This is a genomic window from Methanobacterium veterum (genome assembly GCF_000745485.1).
Taxonomy (GTDB): Archaea; Methanobacteriota; Methanobacteria; order Methanobacteriales; family Methanobacteriaceae; genus Methanobacterium_D; species Methanobacterium_D veterum.
Genome location: NZ_JQJK01000009.1, coordinates 134,708 through 152,550, shown reverse-complemented (window position 1 = coordinate 152,550; position 17,843 = coordinate 134,708). Strand labels below are relative to the sequence as shown.

The following is a 17,843-nucleotide window of genomic DNA, read 5'->3' as shown; positions in this document are numbered from 1 at the left end:
CTATTGTAATTAAGTAATATTTAATACTTTCGGTTCATACATTATTTTATTATGATTAAACATGATAAAAGGAGAAATAAGACAGGTATAACGAATTAAACTCCAAATATTACAAATTCTAGGCAAATAATAAATAATTTAATAATTTAATAAAAAATACATAAAAAATAATCATATTAAGCGAATTAATAGCTTTAAACTGTAAATATATATTTAATTCGCTACTTATCGCATTTAATTCGTAATTAGGTTATTTTTTGTCATATTGTATAAATTTAACTCCATAATTTTTCCTTTTGTATGTTATAATTAAATATTTTAAATCATAAAATAAAAATTAACCAAATGCCATAACTATTTTAAAGAATAAAAAATTATTAAACTGTGAGTGATTTATATGGGCGAGCTTTCAGATGCACTAGATGAATTCAGCGAAATCTCAAGGGAGTACCACGCTAAAATCCAGAAAATTTTAAGGGATAAATACTGCTGGAAATGCCCAATGCGTTCTACAAGTAAGAACACTTTTTGTAATGAGTTAGACGCATGGATCAGGCTTACAGGTGCCTTTGAAAGTGGAGTTCAAGAGAGCATACTTGAAGATGTTAATTCAAAGGATAATTTAGAAGTTATAACCTCAAGATACTTATTTAAACTCTTAAAAAAGAACAAACGGCAGTTAAAATACAGTAAAAGAACTATTTTAAAATTAAAGGAAGATCTTGAGCCGTTTGCTTTAAAAAATGACCTTCTTTCTATTGAAGAAAATCCCGAATCCGTCAAAGTTGGTGATCTAATTTTATGGCCTCAAATTTGCCCAGTTTCATTTTACTGGTTTTCAAAAGCTAAAATACTGGGCATTATTCCGTTTAAAATCCTAAAAGTAGAAAAATCATTTCAAAAAGAAGGGCGTAATTTTGTTCAAGTAGAAAATAGCTTGGACATTCCATTAGAACATATAACTGGGAAAATAATCAAAATTATAGGCAAAACTGATCCAATATACTCAAAATTGAATTTATAACCCTAAAAGCTTAAAAAAAATAGAGAGTATTTAAAATTAATAATTTTATTTGACAAAATAGCCTATATACGTAAGTATATACGCCACAAATATCAATATAAGCCCCCAACCATAGCGTGAAGCAGTTTTATCACCCGTAGATAAAATATATGCCCCAAAAATTACCGGGACTATGGACGCTGCAAAACCCTGCGTATATCCGTTTTTGATGAAATATACCCCTAAAAGCAGTACCAGTATGCTTATTACATATCCCATATTTACCAATGTTTTGTATTCAAATGTTTTTCCTTCTTTTTCCACTTTTAATCCCCCACATACTATTTTCATATAAAAATAATTTTTACAACGTATCCACACAATTAGTAAGTAATTTCTTTAATTTAGAGCTATTTGAAGGCCATAAAATATATAAAGAGCTAATTAGCTTTAAAAATGATGAGGGTTCAGGTATTTCAAGTTTATCCCTCATTTCCTCTGTTGCTGGAAGTCCAGCTAATTTAAGCCTGTTTAGTATAGGGTCAGCATAACCAGTTGATTCTGCAAAACCTCGACCAATTAAATTTCCTTCAAGATCCTTTAAATACACAGCACCTTCTGAATAATGTAATCCATTTGCAAAAAATCCTGATTGGCCTCCGCTGACAATTGGAACCATGACAAAATCCCGTATATCTTCTGGAACATCTTCGCCAAAGCTAAATTCCCATTTTTGAGGATACCATACATTTGTGATAGGATACAAATCTGGATCCTGTGATTTATCACTTTTTATCCATTCAGTTATCTTTAACCTTCCTTTAACATTTTTAAAGTTACTTTCCTCATCCATATATTTCCCAGAAACTTCAGCATCCATTATCCCCGGAGAATTTGAACCTGTTTGATTAAGAAATCCCATCATTTCATGTGAATGTATAGATGCCATTGTTAATTCCCTATCTCCCTTAAATTGAGCCATGAACCAGTCCCATCCACCTGCAGCCTTCTTATTCATATTGTTAGCCGCTCTTAAAACCTTTACTCTGGGACTACCCGCGGGGAGCATTCCATTACACCATTGATGGTCATACCAGAATTTACCGCTTTTTAGAGAAACTTCTTCTCCGTTAATTCTTAAAGTACTTTTATCTGGGTCAACTCTAAGGTTTGGAACAGAATAATATAGAGTTCCAACTCCTCCACAGCAGGGATCGCATCCATCTTTGCCCTGAATCAAATATTTTTTAGTTTGTGTGAGTGTAATATCCACCTCAATTTCTGATGGTGAATCAGGATCTAAATCTACTCCTCTTCCTTTAATTTGCATAGGAAATGTGCTATCTTCTCTTAAAGACTTTATTTTATTCTTTCCCAGAGTATAATCAAATGGGTTACTTGAAAAATCTATTAATCCAGTTGTACCTGCAATTGCTATAGGTTTAGAACGGTAATGTTTTCCTCCAGCTTCACTTATGGCTAGATGTAATTCAATAAACTGGTTTTCAATGTCAGAAAGCCCAAAATGCTTGGCTATATTTGGAGGAAGTAATGCATATTGCCAGAACATAAATTGGACACCGTATTCTTTTCCATTCTCGCCTATACAACTCCCAACAATAAAATGCCATCCTAATTGATAATCCCATTGAGGGGCATCATCACGAGGAATTTTAAAATCTGCCTTTGCAGGTATTGCTTTATAACCTTTAGAACTGTCCATGCCTAAAAAAAATGTCATTGCATACGCTTGATGAGGCGAAAGTGATTTAGAATACTTAATTAAAGTTTCATAAACATTTTTGTAGCTTGGAGTGAATGAATCCGGGTGTTTTAATCTCTCCTCCAACAAATACTGCATTCTCTCTCCAAAACTTTCATTGCTATTTTTTTCGCTTACTAATCTTTTAATTATTCCTTCAGGAATCTCTTCAGCATTAAATTCCTGCATCCATAGAATTCTGGCTATATTATCTCTAGTTTCCCTATCTAATTTATCAAGTAAATCATAGATTTCCATATGACCACTTCATTATTCTCCATTTTCCTATCTATCCCTTAATAAAACACAGCTCCAAAGATCATCTCTAGTATTTATTATTTCTCTTCAGCTATTACTCTTTTTGCATAAAAAATATTAATAGATAATAAACAGATAATAAGAGTAAACATTAGGTGGTGTTGAAAAAATGAGGGCCGAAGAAAACTCAAAACGCTTGAATAAATCTAGCAAAGTCAACATCCTGGCTGAACTTATTGAATTATATACTCATGGCAAAGACATAGATCACATAAAAAATATTGTAGACGTCCCCCTATCTTTTTCTCTTAAAGAAATTTCAGATATCGTGTTAAAAGAGGCAGTTAAATTAACTGAAAGCAAATACTGTTATGTAGCCTATGTAGATCCTGAAAATAAAGATAGTGTAGGTATTTCATTCACTAAAATGACGCATGAATGCGATATGTACGAAGAAATTGGTGAAGCACGGTTTCCAGTAAGAAAAGATGGGACCTACGGCGGACTTCTGGGATATTCACTGGATACAGGGAAATCATTTTACATTCAAGATGTTACTACTCATGAAGCTGCCCATGGAATTCCAGAAGGGCATACTCCTGTAAAACAGTTTTTATCTGTTCCTGTATTTTCAACAGATAAAATTACCGGTCAAATTGTCATTGGTAACCCTAAAAGAGATTATACAGATAAATATTTGGAAATAACTGAGAAAATTGCTGCATTTTATGGCATTATCCTTGAAAAATTACTGTAACTACTTTTTTAAATGGATCATAATTTAAAATTCTATAAAATATCATTTTTGTGAAAAATAGTAAAATACTTATTTTAAAACTTATCTTAAACCACTTTATGAAGGGGAGAGGCGTTTTATCAAAGTTAGGTATTTTAATAGTTCTATTACTTATAACTGGAGTGTTTTTATTTGGCTCATCGCTTTTTAACAATAATAAATCATTTGAAAATGATAAATTAGAATTCACATACCCTGCAGATTGGACCCCTACAAATTTTACTGCTATAAATACAAGTTATTCTGTCCAATTATATGGAAATGACACCAATATTATCTTTCCAGTTACCATAAAGACTGAAGTTACTAAGATTAATATGTATACTTCAGACGATCCAGACGAAATTATTCTCCGTAAACTGGTTGGAAAAAAATATCCAGAAATAGCCAAAAGCTGTGAAAGAGATGATTTATATAAGAAACGTCATTCTCTGGTAACACTAAAATATAAATCCATTGTTGACGGAAAAACAGAAATACGTATATTTTTCCTTGATGGTATACACTTTTGTATAATAGAAGGAAAAACATCAAAGGATGACGGAGTTCTTGAAGATAAATTAGATAAAATCGCATTATCATTAGATGATAAAGCACTATAATTTCCGGATATATCGCTTTTAAGTATATCCCTTAAATTACCGTAAATTTACAGTTACTGCTTATATTGCAAAGTGCAGCATTTTAAGGCATCAAAATTCATATTTTCTGTTTGAATAATTATTTTTGGTATTTTAATGGCCTTATATTTTTCAATTTGTATTTAAAGATATATTACATGGGAAATATTGTAAAAAGCCGTAGTTACGTTATTAATAACAAGAATTATCATAAAATCTCTTTTATCCTATTATATTTTAAATAAAAAAAGTAAAGAAAGTTAATTTATTTTTATTGTCCTGATGCATTTCTTCTTTTTAATAAGATTGCTGCGATGTATCCAAGTCCTAAAGTTATTAGAACACCTACAATCAATGCCACTATTCCACCGTAAGGATTATCTTCACCTAAAAATGGTATAGTATAATCTGGCATTGGTGCCTCATAAATTCCTGACTCTTCAGTGGTAGATACGTCCTCTGCAGTCTTTTCAAGTCCATCAGGATTGCTTGAAGCTATAAATGGTGCTAAAACAGCAATTATTATGCAGATTACTAATCCTCCCAGGACTAATTTTTTGTCTTTAGGGCTCATTTTGCTGCAGCCTCCATAGATTCAGATTTAGTTTCTTCAACATTCTTTTTTCTGTTCCAAGCGAGTAAATCAGGCCTTACACTTTCAAGTCCCATAATTACTACCACGGTTAGAACTGCTTCAATGATTCCGATTAATGCATGGTATAATCCCATCATTTCAAGTCCAGGTACAAGTGGGAACGTTCCAGCAAGCCACATTTCTACTGCAACTGCTTCAGATGCTAAGAAAATAGATAACCATGATGCTACACCTATAGCTGCTATTTTTCCTATTGATTTTCTAAGGGCCTTAAATGTGAAAAGTCCTACAAATCCTCCTATAATTCCCATGTTAAGCACGTTAGCACCTATTGTAGTTATTCCACCATCTCCGAAGAATAAAGCCTGAACAAGTAGTACTAATGTAAATATTATAACTGCTGCTTCGGGAGCACAGAATACAAGTGCAACTAATGCTCCTCCCACCATATGTCCGCTCGTTCCAAATGCTATAGGAATGTTCATGGACATTATGGCAAATATACCTGCAGCTAAAACTGCCATTAAAGGAACTGACTTTTCATCAAGGTTCTTTCTGGCCCATTTCTGTGAGAAGTATAATGCCACAATAAGAATAACAAAATAAATGGCACACTGCCACAAAGGTATAAATCCATTTGGTATATGCATATTTTCCAATCCTCCTTTTACTTTATAAGGATCACTCTTAAGTTAATGGAGTATTACTAAACCTAATTTTAGAGGATGAAAGTTAATACTCCATTTTAACGCTCTATGACCCTTAAACTCTCCGTCTATGCCTTTTAATTTTTAATCATATAAAGCTTTCCATCAGTATTACAAAAACCATTATTTCATCATTAAATGTAATAAAAAAGTATTACATCAGTTCTATTTTTAATGGAAAATGTAATAACATGCTATTTCAGACAATAAAAAAACAATAAACGACAATTTGTGATCGTATTTAGATCTACAAATAGTATATTAAGCCCTAAAACTCAGCTTAGCCTATCTCTGGTTTAAAAAAATAAAGGAAAAAGTATAAAGAAATAACCGTCAACCCTCAACCATAATCAATTTACCGCTGCTAGGATCCTTATATACCGTTCCCATTTGCACATAACCTTTTCCTTGTCCGGATTGGCTTTGTGGTGTGTTGTTGAGTTGTTTACCCTGTTCAATTTCAGCAGCTTTCTTCATGGCTTCCATGGTCTGTTTTTTCTCTTCTGGAGTTGAATCACTGAAAACAACACTCTGCATGTTCCATGATAATACCAGGAATATAAGGAATCCAACAGCCAATACTAGCATTGCATCTACTAAATTAGATGTTCCTGCCATTGGATCTTCTTCTTGAGTGTTAAGTAATCTGCGCCGGTTTTTTCGAAGCATTTTCTAAGACCTCCAGAACAGATTCTGCCAGTGTTTCAAGGGTCGAAAGGTTATCTTCATACCACCGTCTTCTAACTTTAGAAATGACGTATGCAACACCTCCAGCAGCTATACCAACAACAGTAGTGTCAAAAGCAATTATTATTGCTTGTGCAAGAGCATTTATGTCTCCCGAACCTAAAGCCGCTAAACCTGGACCCATTGGTATTAATGTACCCATAAGTCCCAGTGTTGGACCAAGTCGTGTCACAATATCTGTTTTTTCAAGACTTTTGGCGATTTTATATTCTTCATTTTCAATTAACTTCCTTGCAAGGGATTCCCTTGATTTTAAGCCTAAATCATCAGACTCTACAATACTCACCAGTATTTCCTTATGATTTTCAGATAAATCACTTTTTTCAACCACTTCCAGCACATGTTCTGGGGTACCGGGATTTGACATGTCTTTTATAAGTTTTTTAACGTCCCCAACTTCAAATTTAACCCTGCTTGAATATTCAGAGAGTAAACCTCCAAAACTAATTATTGCATAGACCATAAAGGCCAGTAAACCTATAATAACAGGTATAAGAAGACTCTGAGATATAACGTGTAAAGCTGCGCTTAATGCTTCACTTCCAGGAATTGTCGCCATTAAATCACCTCATTTATTTTTGTATTAGAATGCTTCTCTTTTTTGTCAGGTAAAATCCTGCAAATACAAGTACTACAACTAGTAGTAATGCATAAATCAATGTTTCTGCAGATGGAACAGTTAACGGGCTCATTTGAGATTGAAGAACTGTACTTATATTTGGAATAACTATAGCAGAAGCTAAAAAGTAAAGGCCAACAAAAAGCATAAAATTACCCAACAAAACAGGGTAAGGCTTCTTCAAAACCCTTACTATTGCACCGGATGCAAAATAAAACGCGAGTATAGTTATACTAAGGAAAACAGCCGCATATTGCCCAACAAATACTGTAGAAACTCCTATAAATGGAGAAGCCAGTACTATAGCTGCTATAACCGCCCCAAAACAGCATGGACACGGCGCAATCATTGCAGCACATGATGCCTTAGCATGATTTTTACGATGCACTTTCCACTCCCTAATGGTGTGAAACCCTGCATACATAATTATAATTGACATAGCTAAAAATATAGCGAAATTATAATCATACACGACCTTATAAACAATATCAGTGTGTCCTGAAACTAAAAACGCTAATATAAATATCCCAAGACCGTAACCAGCTGATACTCCCACTGCAGCCTTTTTAGAAAGCCCAGCAAATCCAGATGCAAGTCCGATCTTAACACCGAACACTAAAATTGCAGATAATATTCCCATTTGCCATAATAACTCTAACATGATAATCAACCCAATTTTTATAGTTTAGTTCAATATAATACTTTCTATTTTACTTTTATTATTACATATGGTCCTTATTTCACCAAAAATGTAATACAATTTATATAAAATTATTACGTAAATCAGTTATTTCATCAATTAGTAATAATTAAATAGAAATTATTACATTCTACCTTTAAATATACTCATTTTCATTACACAACCAAACCCGATACTTTTCATGACTTTTATCCCTATTTAAATAAAAAATAGGGAAAAATTTAGTTTTTAGACCGTTTTAACAGGTTCAAAATATCCGATTTGAAGTAACCAGCACCAAGTAAACACAAAATTGATATTACACCAATTATAGCCATTACAGGGACACCTGAAGATCCTGACGCACCGCTAGAAGCTGCTGTAGATACTTCATATGCATTTTTACTGCCGGAAGCTACTGAAGCACTGCTGCTGCTTGAAGCACTTTTAGTTGCAGCCGTAACCGCTGCTGCCCCAACACTGCCCACACCGCTTCCAGAAGAACCAACACTACCGCTGCCTTTACCAGTATTAGATTGACCTTTACCCGAATTTTGTGAATTTCCCCCATTAGAGTTCTCATTTAAAACCTGACCAGTAGCCTTATTCATCATATCCGCGAACTGTTTAAGCTGGGCCGTGCTCAAAGAGGAACTCATCATCAGGAAATTGCTGAAGTCAATATTAGCACACGTGTGGTGGCAGCAGGTAACACCGTACTTAGTAGACTCTATATAAGTATCAACCAAGTCTGTAATAGTTTTTGAGTCCGCATTCCACAGACCTTTACGATATGCCGTAATAAGCCATCCTGCCATACTCTGGAAAGAAAACGCTTTATAATCTGCGTTAACACTGAATGCAGAACTCAGCAAGGTATTGGCCAGTTGATTCCATGTAGAATCGCTGACGAGTTTTCCTCCATTTGTATCTTTATTGATCAGATCAAATGCGGCTAAGTTTTCAATCCTTGCAGAATATTCCAGCCAGCCGCTTGCTCCCTGGTTCAAAAGAGCATTCACGTATTTTGGATTTAATAGCGTAGATCTAATCTCCAAATTTATCTCTTCAGAAAGGCTCCTCGTTATGATATCGTTTTTGTTACGGATATCAACAATAGATGTATCCGGATTTGCACCTAAATACTGAGATGCTAGAGTTACTCCTCCAAGCCAATCATAATAATCGCTTGAATCTAATAATCCCCATGTACTGTCAATATTTTGGGTTATTATATCTGTATTCTTAAGCAAATACTCAAAGGTATTTCGATTACTGGACACGACAATATTACCATTTTTATCAACAGTCCATGCATTAGATATTCTTGACAGGTATATCTCTGCTAGTTCTTTGGTAACATCAGCACTATGCTCCCATTTACCAGTGTTTGGAAGGTAATCGGATATTCCTGTCCCTTCAAGAACCGCCCCGGGTAAACCAAATATACGATCCAAAGAGGGGTTTTGGGCATAATGTTTTTTAACATAGTTGTACTTTGTACTTTCATTTGTAGCATTAACCAGTGCCACTGCACCGGTCATGAGTTTTAACCAGTTTACATTACTTGTAACTGCTGTTGCAAAAACATCTATGCGCGGCCTGTGGATTACAGTGCCGTTACTAAGGGTTATAGTTAATTCAGATAGTTTCATTAGTTTAATACCAGTTACTGTGCCGCTGGCATCCCATACTGGCTCAACACCTAAATAATATAAAAATTGAGCAATAGCGACACCTTCAGTACGCAGCAGTTCAGTACCCCACATAACAATAGCTATAGTATCAGGGAATTTTTTATGTTCCTCATAATACTCAACTATTTGCTTATTAACAATATTTTTAGCAGATTCCCATGCCGCTTCACTCGGCATTTTAGTAGAATCAACAGAGTACATACTGGTACCTGTAGGTAAACTATCGCAGTAAGATGGATCCCCTGCCAAACCCGGTACTACATAACCCCCACTTAAAGCTGTCATAATAGATTCTATTTCAGTATTTTTTGATAGCTCTGAAATTGTGTTCACGCAGAAGTTTAGATTAGCGTACAGATCACTCTGTTTGCTGATTCCATTTTTTGCAGCCAGATTAGCTAAAGAGACCCCATTAACCAGTTGAGTTATATAATAGGTTAATTTGCTTTTAATAGCAGTTACATACCTATTATATGAGGTATTGTGGGTCATTGTGTAATAATCTACGCTTAATGACGGATACAACAATTTTTTGATGTTATCCATGATCTTCGTTCTAGATGACGCTATTGTAATTGTTTCCTGAATTAAATTATCACCTTTAAGCCCCTGACCTAAAACATGCAAGCCTAATGTGATAAGAGTATTCTGAAGTTCATCTAAATAACCATCAAGGCTATTAACCCATGTTTCAAAACTTTCACCCTTTTTCGGACCAGTCAGTCCCAGCTTATTAACAGCTACATTTTTAATTTTAATCTGATACTGTGCCACCAGATCAGTAGCATTTACTTTAATTGCATTCTTATAAGCGGTAATATAATTCTGCAGGGTGACATAATCACCATATAATTCTGAAGAAACTGTAGCTGGGGTCATATGACTTATAACAAGGGCAAATGCCCTGTCTTTAGCAACCATACCTTCACCAGGATCAGAAGTTATAAAAGGGTATATGTCTGGTATTGTGGATAGTTGAAAAGTCCAGTCATCTGCCTGCACTCCAATAGATCTACCCGGCAACCACTCCAGTGTTCCATGGGTTCCAAAGTTTATCATTACGTCTGCTTTGAATACTTCACTTAACCATTTATAAAATGCAACATACTGCTGGTGGGGCGGAAGCGTTGCACTGTGATAATCTTCAGCTGTTTCCAGTTCCTCCCATCCCCTACTTGGTTGAACTGTGATAAACACGTTACCGCAAACAATTCCAGGGATAACAAGGTACTTGTTATCATAAACCATGACTTTACCAATACCAGAGCCCCATTTAGCGACTAATTGATCTTGCAGCGTTTCAGGTAATTCATTGAACCATTTCATGTATTGGGTAAGATTTACAAGCTGTTTATTTGCAGTGAGATTTGCATAGTTGTCTTTAACATACTCATTAAGAAGTCCCTGAGCCCAGGTACCTTTATTACCAAATGAGGCGATGATAGTATAAAGTTTCGTAGCAGAAGGAATTTCACTTCTTTTCATGCCAATATTGTATCCCGCATCATACATCGCTACCAATAAATCATGGAGGCTCCGGAAAACATCCAGATAAGAAGCACCTATATTAGATTTCCCCGGAGGGTAATCATAAAGAACGATAGCAACTTTTTTATCTTTATTGGCCTTTTCTTTAAGATTTGCCCACCCGTTGGTCAGTTGAACAACTTTATCTATACCTTCCTGTACAGGTATTTCATTACCATTAGAATCAATATAAGATACAGGCACAGCCCCAAAAACGCCTTCAAACTCTGGAATAGTGACTGCATAGGTCCATTCGGCTTGAGGCCCATATGCACTTGTGTAACTATAGTTACTGATACCATTAACAGCCTTGATAATTTCAATGTTCATCTCTGCAAAGTCATCAATGGCACCTCCATCAGCCATATTAGCATAATCCATTGACCAGCTGTACAGTGAAGTTACACAGACAACACCCCTTGATAATGGGCCAGTGCCATTTACACCGACGGTTAGTTCATTTAACAGTTGACTAATTGAAGGTGTAAGTGCAGACTGAAATAAATTAAATACGGCCCTGCCTTGAGCTTCATAAGTTTTGATCATTTTATCTACAAGGGCTCCTCCAGGGTTGTAACTGGCAATAATTATAAATGAACCCTTTATTTTTGACTTAGACGAATTATACCATTTTTCAAACGCTGCATAAATCTCTTTATTGGTGTTATGTTTCGCTTGCCATGTTTTCAATTCATTGGTCATCCAGTTTAAACTCCCAGATTTATCACTATTATAGCCCGGATCTGCCTTGATCCATTCATTTATCTCTTTTTGGGTGGGAGATGATCCAAAAATTCCGTAATCTGGATGATATATTCCCCATGTAGGGTTAGATAAAAGTGGGGTTCTGCCCTCTATTTTAGTAGGATTTACGCTGGTTTCTCCCATTAAATAGAAGATATAACCCAACATATTCTGCATGTTTTCTTTAACTATGCTGCTATCATTTACAGCTTCTGCCTGCCAGTAAGAACCAATATACGTGTTTTCAAGTGTGTTATAAGTGTTGTTTTTATTGGTCCCACCTAAAAAATTCCAGCTGCCTATATATTTTGATATGAAGTTGGCATCATAAATCCCAAATACATATGCAATCCTGTGATTCTGGTTGGCGGGGCTATCTGCAATTACATCTGCAGGTATAGCAAAGTTGTAACTGTACATATCCACCATGATAAAATTGGTATATTTCAACATCCACCACTTAGAATCATCTTTACTGTAGCTTTCAATAGTGTAAACCCTGCAGCTCAAGTTTTGAAGTGTCTGCATCTTATTAAGCTGGCCATCAGTACTGGAAGTACCAGAATAACTGATAACAGCTATATCTGGAACAAATGTATGGTTGACAGTTAGGGGGGTTGTAGTGAGAGTTATACTTTTATTAAAGCTTTTATAAGTTTTATACAGTATTTCTACAATGTAACTCCCCTTAGTCAGATTACTAAAAGTATAAGTTCCAGAATTACCTGTAACTACAGTTTTAATTATCTTTTTATTACTCTGATTTCTTAAATTTACTGTCGCGTTAGAAACAGGTACCGCATCATTATACTCTCCAGCATACTCCTTTTTTGATTTATCATATGCATCGCGGACAGTCCCGCTGATATTCAATTTGGAAACGGTACTTTGAGATGTGGAATAGGCACTGTAAATTCCACTGCTTAACGTGCTGTTATTTGTTGTATTCAAAGACTGATTACCTGTAATATTATCTGCAGATACAGTCCCGCAAAGAGCGAAAGAAAACAAAAGTACAGCCATTAAAAGCAAAATTTTCATGCCCTGTTTTTTGATATTTTTGATAGTAACACTTCCTACTTTTGAAGTTTAAATTGTACTTCAAAAAAGAAAATAAGGTTTTTATTTTCCTGTTTTGAACTTGAAAGTATACCCTTTAGCCATTTTATTGCCTGCAGTGTCTTTTACAGCATATGCTGGGATGTAAACCTGGTACCAGGTATTTGCTGATCTTTTGCTGGTAGTTTTAAGGTACAAAATGTTTCCCTTAATTACTTTGCTAACTGCAACTTTTTTCCCAGTTTTAAGGTTCTTAATATACACTTTAGACCAATTCACACCCGCTTTAACGCTTTCACTAAACTTAACACCAATAGTACCTGTTCTTGAAACTTTCCCTGCCTTATTTTTAGGACTGGTTAAACTAACCTTAGGCGCAGCCTTATCAATAACATACTTAACAGTGTACACTGGAGACTTATTACCTGCTTTATCCACAGCTAAAAACCTTAAAGTACAAGTAGAACTAATAGTAATTGGTTTAGTATACCTAACACTGCGTGTAGTTGGCGCAGCCCCATTCAAAGTATAATAAATACTTCCAGACTCACTCATTTTCAAAGTAACACTCTTAGCAACATTATAATATCCACTTGAAACACTAGCACTAGCTTTAGGAGCAGTCTTATCAATAACATACTTTACAGTGTACACCGGTGACTTATTACCTGCCTTATCCACCGCCAAAAACTTCAAAGTACAAGTAGAACCAACACTAAAAGAACCAGAATACTTAGTACTGCCAGTAGTTGGTGTAACCCCATTAGTAGTGTAATAAATCGTCCCATTTTCACTCATTTTCAAAGTAACACTCTTACTAACATTATACGTTCCACCTGAAACATTAACACTCGCTGTAGGAACCTTAGTGTCAATAATATAAGTTTTTGTAACCACATCCGAAACTTCACCATCCAAATTAACAGCGATAAACTTCAAAACAGTGGCCCCTTCCTTACTAACGCTTATTGACCCAGTATACAAAGTACTGCCTGTAGTGGGAGTACTACCATTAGTAGTATAATAAATTCTAGGATTAGGATCTTTATTATCTACAGCAGTTAAATGCACAGTTATCCCCTTATTAAAAGAGCCACTCCCAACATCCGCCGAAGGTGTTAATTTGCCGTAATTATCAGCAACCGTGTCGTTTGAACCAGTATTTACTGCATCATTACCTTGATTACCACTTGAAACCAGTAAATTATTGGTAACAGTGGTGCTGCTACCCTCAGTTGAATCAACAGCATAAGTACCAGTAGTGGTAATATGGTTACTGTTTATTTTAGTGTTAGTAGGAAATTTACTTGAAGACTGCTTTTTTAACAGAATTCCAGTACTATTTGAAGTTATAACGTTTTCAGAAAGCGTGTTATTGTCAATTTTACCATATACATAGATACCCTCTTTAGTACCTGATGTTGTAATATTGTTTCCAGTGACCGTACAATTTGAACCTGCTAAATAAATTCCATACCCACTGGCCAGGTTTATGATATTATCTTTTATTATTGCACCCGAACCATAAGCACGGATACCGCTATCAGTTGAATCATAGCCAGATATTTTATTTCCAGACACTGTACACTTGGAAGTGAAATAAATACCGCAGTAAGTTGCGCAAATGGTGTTTCCAACTATGGCGTTGCCGCCCTCCGTATCCATTTCCGATGAAACACCCCTGTAGGACCCTGTAACTGTGTTATTTGTAACATTGTTATAGGAACCCATCACCTGAATAGCGTAACAAAAAGAATCATTTACACCTACGCAGGTATTGTTGAAGATACTATTATAATAACTGGCCCCGTCACTCTCAAATTTACCTGAAGAATATATCGTCAGATAAATACAGTCTGCCCCATTACTTTCGACATGGTTACCTGCTATAATGTTGTAGTTTGAAGAACCCAAAGGAATGGCAGTATGCGTTCGAGTATTGCCATCAATAGTATATTTATATGTTTTAACAGTATTTTCAATAATTTTATTGTGATTAGAACGTGTCAGAGGAATTCCAAATCCATAAGGGCCGTTGCAGGATATGCTATTTCCCCGTATGGTGTTATTCTCAGTTTCGTATAATGAAATTCCGCTGCCGTTTTCATTACTGTTTTGAATGGTTAGACCTGTCACATTTGAACCTGAACCATTTTTCAGTATAGTAATGGTCCCGTTAACAAGTTTACCTGTTTTACTAGTACTGGTCAAATTCAAAGGCCTGTCAATATACATATTTTTATTATTGATAGTGCCGTACAGGTCTAAAACATCACCCGCATGAATATTTGAGTCTTTAATATACCCCGATTCATTAAAATACGTGCCGTATGAATCATCGGTAATAGTATAACTGGCCGCACCAACAGCATTAACCATAGTGAATGCTAACAATAAGCCAGTTACTACCATCATAAACTTTAATTCTCTCTGCATTATAGTATCCTCCAAAAATGAAGAAAAGATTAGTATCTCCCTGTTTTAAATTTAAAAGTGTACACTTTAGCCAGTTTATTGCCTGCACTGTCTTTTACAGCTGAAGCAGGAATATAAATCTGATACCAGTTGTAAGCATATCTTTTAAAAGTCATTTTAAGATACACTGTATTTCTATTAATTACTTTGCTGATTGCAACTTTTTTTCCAGTTCGAAGGTTTTTAATGTACACTTTAGACCAGTTGATGCTTGATTTAACGCTTTCACTGAACTTAACCGAAATGGCACCTGTTCTTGAAACTTTCCCAGCCTTATTTCTAGGATAAGTTAAACTCACTTTAGGCGCAGCCTTATCGATAACGTATTTTACGGTGTATACTGGTGATTTGTTGCCTGCTTTATCCACAGCTAAAAACCTTAAAGTACGCGTAGAACTAATAGTAATTGGTTTAGTGTACTTTGCACTGCCTGTAGTTGGAGCAGCCCCATTTAAAGTGTAATAAATAGTTCCATTTTCACTCATTTTCAAAGTAACAACTTTATTAACATTATACGTCCCCGCCTTAACACTAGCACTAGCAGTAGGAGCTTTAGCATCCTTAACTGTCAAAGTAACAGTTTTTGAGGTAGTAAAATTACCAGCGAACACTGTTAAAATAACCTGATAAACTCCAGGTTTAGTGTAAGTATGAGTTGGATTCTGTTCAGTTGATGTTATCCCATCGCCGAAGTTCCATTTCCATGATGTGACATACTTGGATTGATCAGTAAATTTCACAGGTAACGGTGCATTACCCACAGTAGAATTAGATGTAAAATTCGCAACGGGCATTCCTGTGTTATCTTTGACTGTGTTACCAGTACCAGATACCGTGTCATTACCCTGTTTGTTGCCACTATCCGAAACCATCCAGTTATTGGTAATAGAATTATTATAAGAGGTAGCAGCATCTATTGCATATAACGTACAGCTGTTAATTACATTGTAAGCTACAGTATTCTTATTAGAATTCTGGTACAGCTTAATACCTTCATTTCCTGCAGGTATAGAGTCCCCTGTAGAAACTGCAGGTGCAGAATTATTCCCTATTGTAGTAATGGTGTTGTTAATTATGGTATTATTTTGAGATTCGTATGTTCCAATACCTAAACTGTAATTTCCAACACCTTTGATTATGTTACCAGTGATAGTATGTCCTGAAGCCTTGTATAACTCAATAACATAATTGGCATTAGCCGCAGCAGTGATGTTGTTTCCTGTAACGGTGACATTTTCAAGTACGTCCCAGTTTTCCAGATAGACTCCATAAGCAACTGTAGTACCATTGGCTTTAATCTTATTTTTAGAAATACTCGTATTTTTAGTATAAGAACTTATTTTAACACCGTTAGCATAACTTCCAGTTGTTTCAATGGTATTTCCCAGGATAAGGTTATTCTGTGCTACTGAACCATAGGACCCCACTACATCTAAACCATAAGCGCAAGAATAGCCTTTTGTGGTGACATTATTGCCTTTAAAGGTATTGTTACTGCAGTCGTTGCTTATATGAACACCAAGTAGGGTATCCCCCTTACTAATACTTGTTATCTTATTATAATTTGTGTTGATTGAATTATCAGTTATATTGTTATTGCTGGAACTTTCATCCAAAAAGACGCTTATAGTAGGATATATTCCACCTTTCATCCAGTTAGACCAATCAACATCTGCTGCAGCTCCTGTTGTTTTGATTGTATTTGAATTAAGTACATTAGAATCAGAATCATATAAGTAAACACCATATGTAACTTTATCTCCAGTGGTGTTTATTTTATTTCCAATGATTTTATTGTTGTTAGCCTCATTCAAATAGATACCATAACTTTTCCCTTTCTGATTTGCATTAATGGTGTTGTTTGATATTTTACTGCCGTTGGACTGGTTAAGGATTATTCCATTTTGATTGTCATTACTTATAACCAGACCAGTGACATTTGACCCGGATCCGCCTGATAAAATAGTTATAGTCCCGTTAACAAGTTTTCCTGTTTTACTAGTACTGGTCAAATTCAAAGGCCTATCAATATACATATTTTTATTATTGATGGTGCCGTACAGGTCTAAAACATCACCAGCACGAATATTTGTATCATTGATATACCCTGACGCGTTGAAATACGTACCGTACGAATCATCAGTAATATTATAACTGGCCGCACCAACGGCATTAACCATCGCACACGATATCAGCAAAGCAACTGTTAGCATGGCAAATTTAAATTTCTTCTGCATATTTTCATCCCCTCCTATTAATTCAAATTTACCTTATAAAAATTCAATTTAATTTAATCAGTTTTACCTTATAAAAATTCAATTAAAGTTGAAATAGTATAGAATATAAATGATGAATATATATAATTTTCGGTTTATTCCCGCTGATGAAGCATTTTAAACAAAAACAGTACCATATAAAATAGATAATACTATCCTTAAAATTAATATAAACCATTTAATATTATATAACCCCATAACCACAATTAGCCAGATAAAAAATGATTAAACTCCCAAATACAGTATTTAGAGGACCTTTATTCACATTTTCTAAAATTA

At 35.0% G+C, this 17,843-nt stretch carries 13 protein-coding genes; 3 read left to right on the top strand and 10 right to left on the bottom strand.

What is annotated here, in order from left to right; genetic code table 11:
• Positions 1-397: 397 nt before the first annotated feature.
• Complete coding sequence (locus EJ01_RS04220) at positions 398-1,024, top strand: hypothetical protein (protein ID WP_048082288.1); 627 nt, start codon at positions 398-400, stop codon at positions 1,022-1,024.
• A gap of 45 nt (positions 1,025-1,069) precedes the next feature.
• On the opposite strand, the gene EJ01_RS04215 is transcribed toward EJ01_RS04220, so the two are convergent.
• Both EJ01_RS04215 and EJ01_RS04210 read right to left on the bottom strand, forming a co-directional pair.
• Entirely contained in the window at positions 1,070-1,327 is a 258-nt protein-coding gene (locus tag EJ01_RS04215; RefSeq protein ID WP_157197632.1) for a hypothetical protein, read from the bottom strand.
• 40 nt (positions 1,328-1,367) lie between these two features.
• A complete protein-coding gene (locus tag EJ01_RS04210) occupies positions 1,368-3,023 on the bottom strand; it encodes a lipocalin-like domain-containing protein (RefSeq protein WP_048082286.1) in 1,656 nt (551 codons plus the stop codon).
• Between the two features lie 169 nt (positions 3,024-3,192).
• Here EJ01_RS04210 and EJ01_RS04205 point away from each other — a divergent pair, with 169 nt between their 5' ends.
• Positions 3,193-3,780: a GAF domain-containing protein gene (locus tag EJ01_RS04205; RefSeq protein WP_084689134.1), complete on the top strand. Its 588-nt coding sequence runs from the start codon at positions 3,193-3,195 to the stop codon at positions 3,778-3,780.
• Positions 3,781-3,878: 98 nt separating this feature from the next.
• Positions 3,879-4,421 carry a hypothetical protein gene (locus EJ01_RS04200; protein ID WP_157197631.1) on the top strand — a complete coding sequence of 181 codons (543 nt, stop codon included), beginning with the start codon at positions 3,879-3,881 and terminating at the stop codon, positions 4,419-4,421.
• Between the two features lie 289 nt (positions 4,422-4,710).
• Here the strand turns inward: EJ01_RS04200 and EJ01_RS04195 are convergent, their stop codons facing one another.
• The 8 genes from EJ01_RS04195 to EJ01_RS04160 form a co-directional block, all read right to left on the bottom strand.
• Complete coding sequence (locus EJ01_RS04195; RefSeq protein ID WP_048082284.1) at positions 4,711-5,013, bottom strand: PDGLE domain-containing protein; 303 nt, start codon at positions 5,011-5,013, stop codon at positions 4,711-4,713.
• Complete coding sequence (gene cbiM / locus EJ01_RS04190; RefSeq protein WP_048082283.1) at positions 5,010-5,684, bottom strand: cobalt transporter CbiM; 675 nt, start codon at positions 5,682-5,684, stop codon at positions 5,010-5,012. The genes EJ01_RS04195 and cbiM overlap by 4 nt, the downstream gene beginning before the upstream one ends.
• A gap of 390 nt (positions 5,685-6,074) precedes the next feature.
• Positions 6,075-6,410 (bottom strand): DUF2149 domain-containing protein, encoded by a 336-nt coding sequence (locus EJ01_RS04185; RefSeq protein ID WP_048082282.1) that lies wholly within the window; start codon positions 6,408-6,410, stop codon positions 6,075-6,077.
• A complete protein-coding gene (locus tag EJ01_RS04180; RefSeq protein WP_048082281.1) occupies positions 6,379-7,047 on the bottom strand; it encodes a MotA/TolQ/ExbB proton channel family protein in 669 nt (222 codons plus the stop codon). Before EJ01_RS04180 ends, EJ01_RS04185 begins: the two co-directional genes overlap by 32 nt.
• A gap of 13 nt (positions 7,048-7,060) precedes the next feature.
• The gene (locus tag EJ01_RS04175; protein WP_048082280.1) at positions 7,061-7,768 is read right to left on the bottom strand and encodes a DUF2162 domain-containing protein; all 708 of its coding nucleotides are present in this window, start codon (positions 7,766-7,768) and stop codon (positions 7,061-7,063) included.
• Between the two features lie 260 nt (positions 7,769-8,028).
• Positions 8,029-12,795 (bottom strand): cobaltochelatase subunit CobN, encoded by a 4,767-nt coding sequence (locus EJ01_RS04170; RefSeq protein ID WP_048082279.1) that lies wholly within the window; start codon positions 12,793-12,795, stop codon positions 8,029-8,031.
• A gap of 81 nt (positions 12,796-12,876) precedes the next feature.
• Positions 12,877-15,249 carry a chitobiase/beta-hexosaminidase C-terminal domain-containing protein gene (locus EJ01_RS16335; protein ID WP_052375826.1) on the bottom strand — a complete coding sequence of 791 codons (2,373 nt, stop codon included), beginning with the start codon at positions 15,247-15,249 and terminating at the stop codon, positions 12,877-12,879.
• 29 nt (positions 15,250-15,278) lie between these two features.
• Entirely contained in the window at positions 15,279-17,525 is a 2,247-nt protein-coding gene (locus EJ01_RS04160; RefSeq protein WP_048192849.1) for a chitobiase/beta-hexosaminidase C-terminal domain-containing protein, read from the bottom strand.
• Between the last annotated feature and the right edge of the window lie 318 nt (positions 17,526-17,843).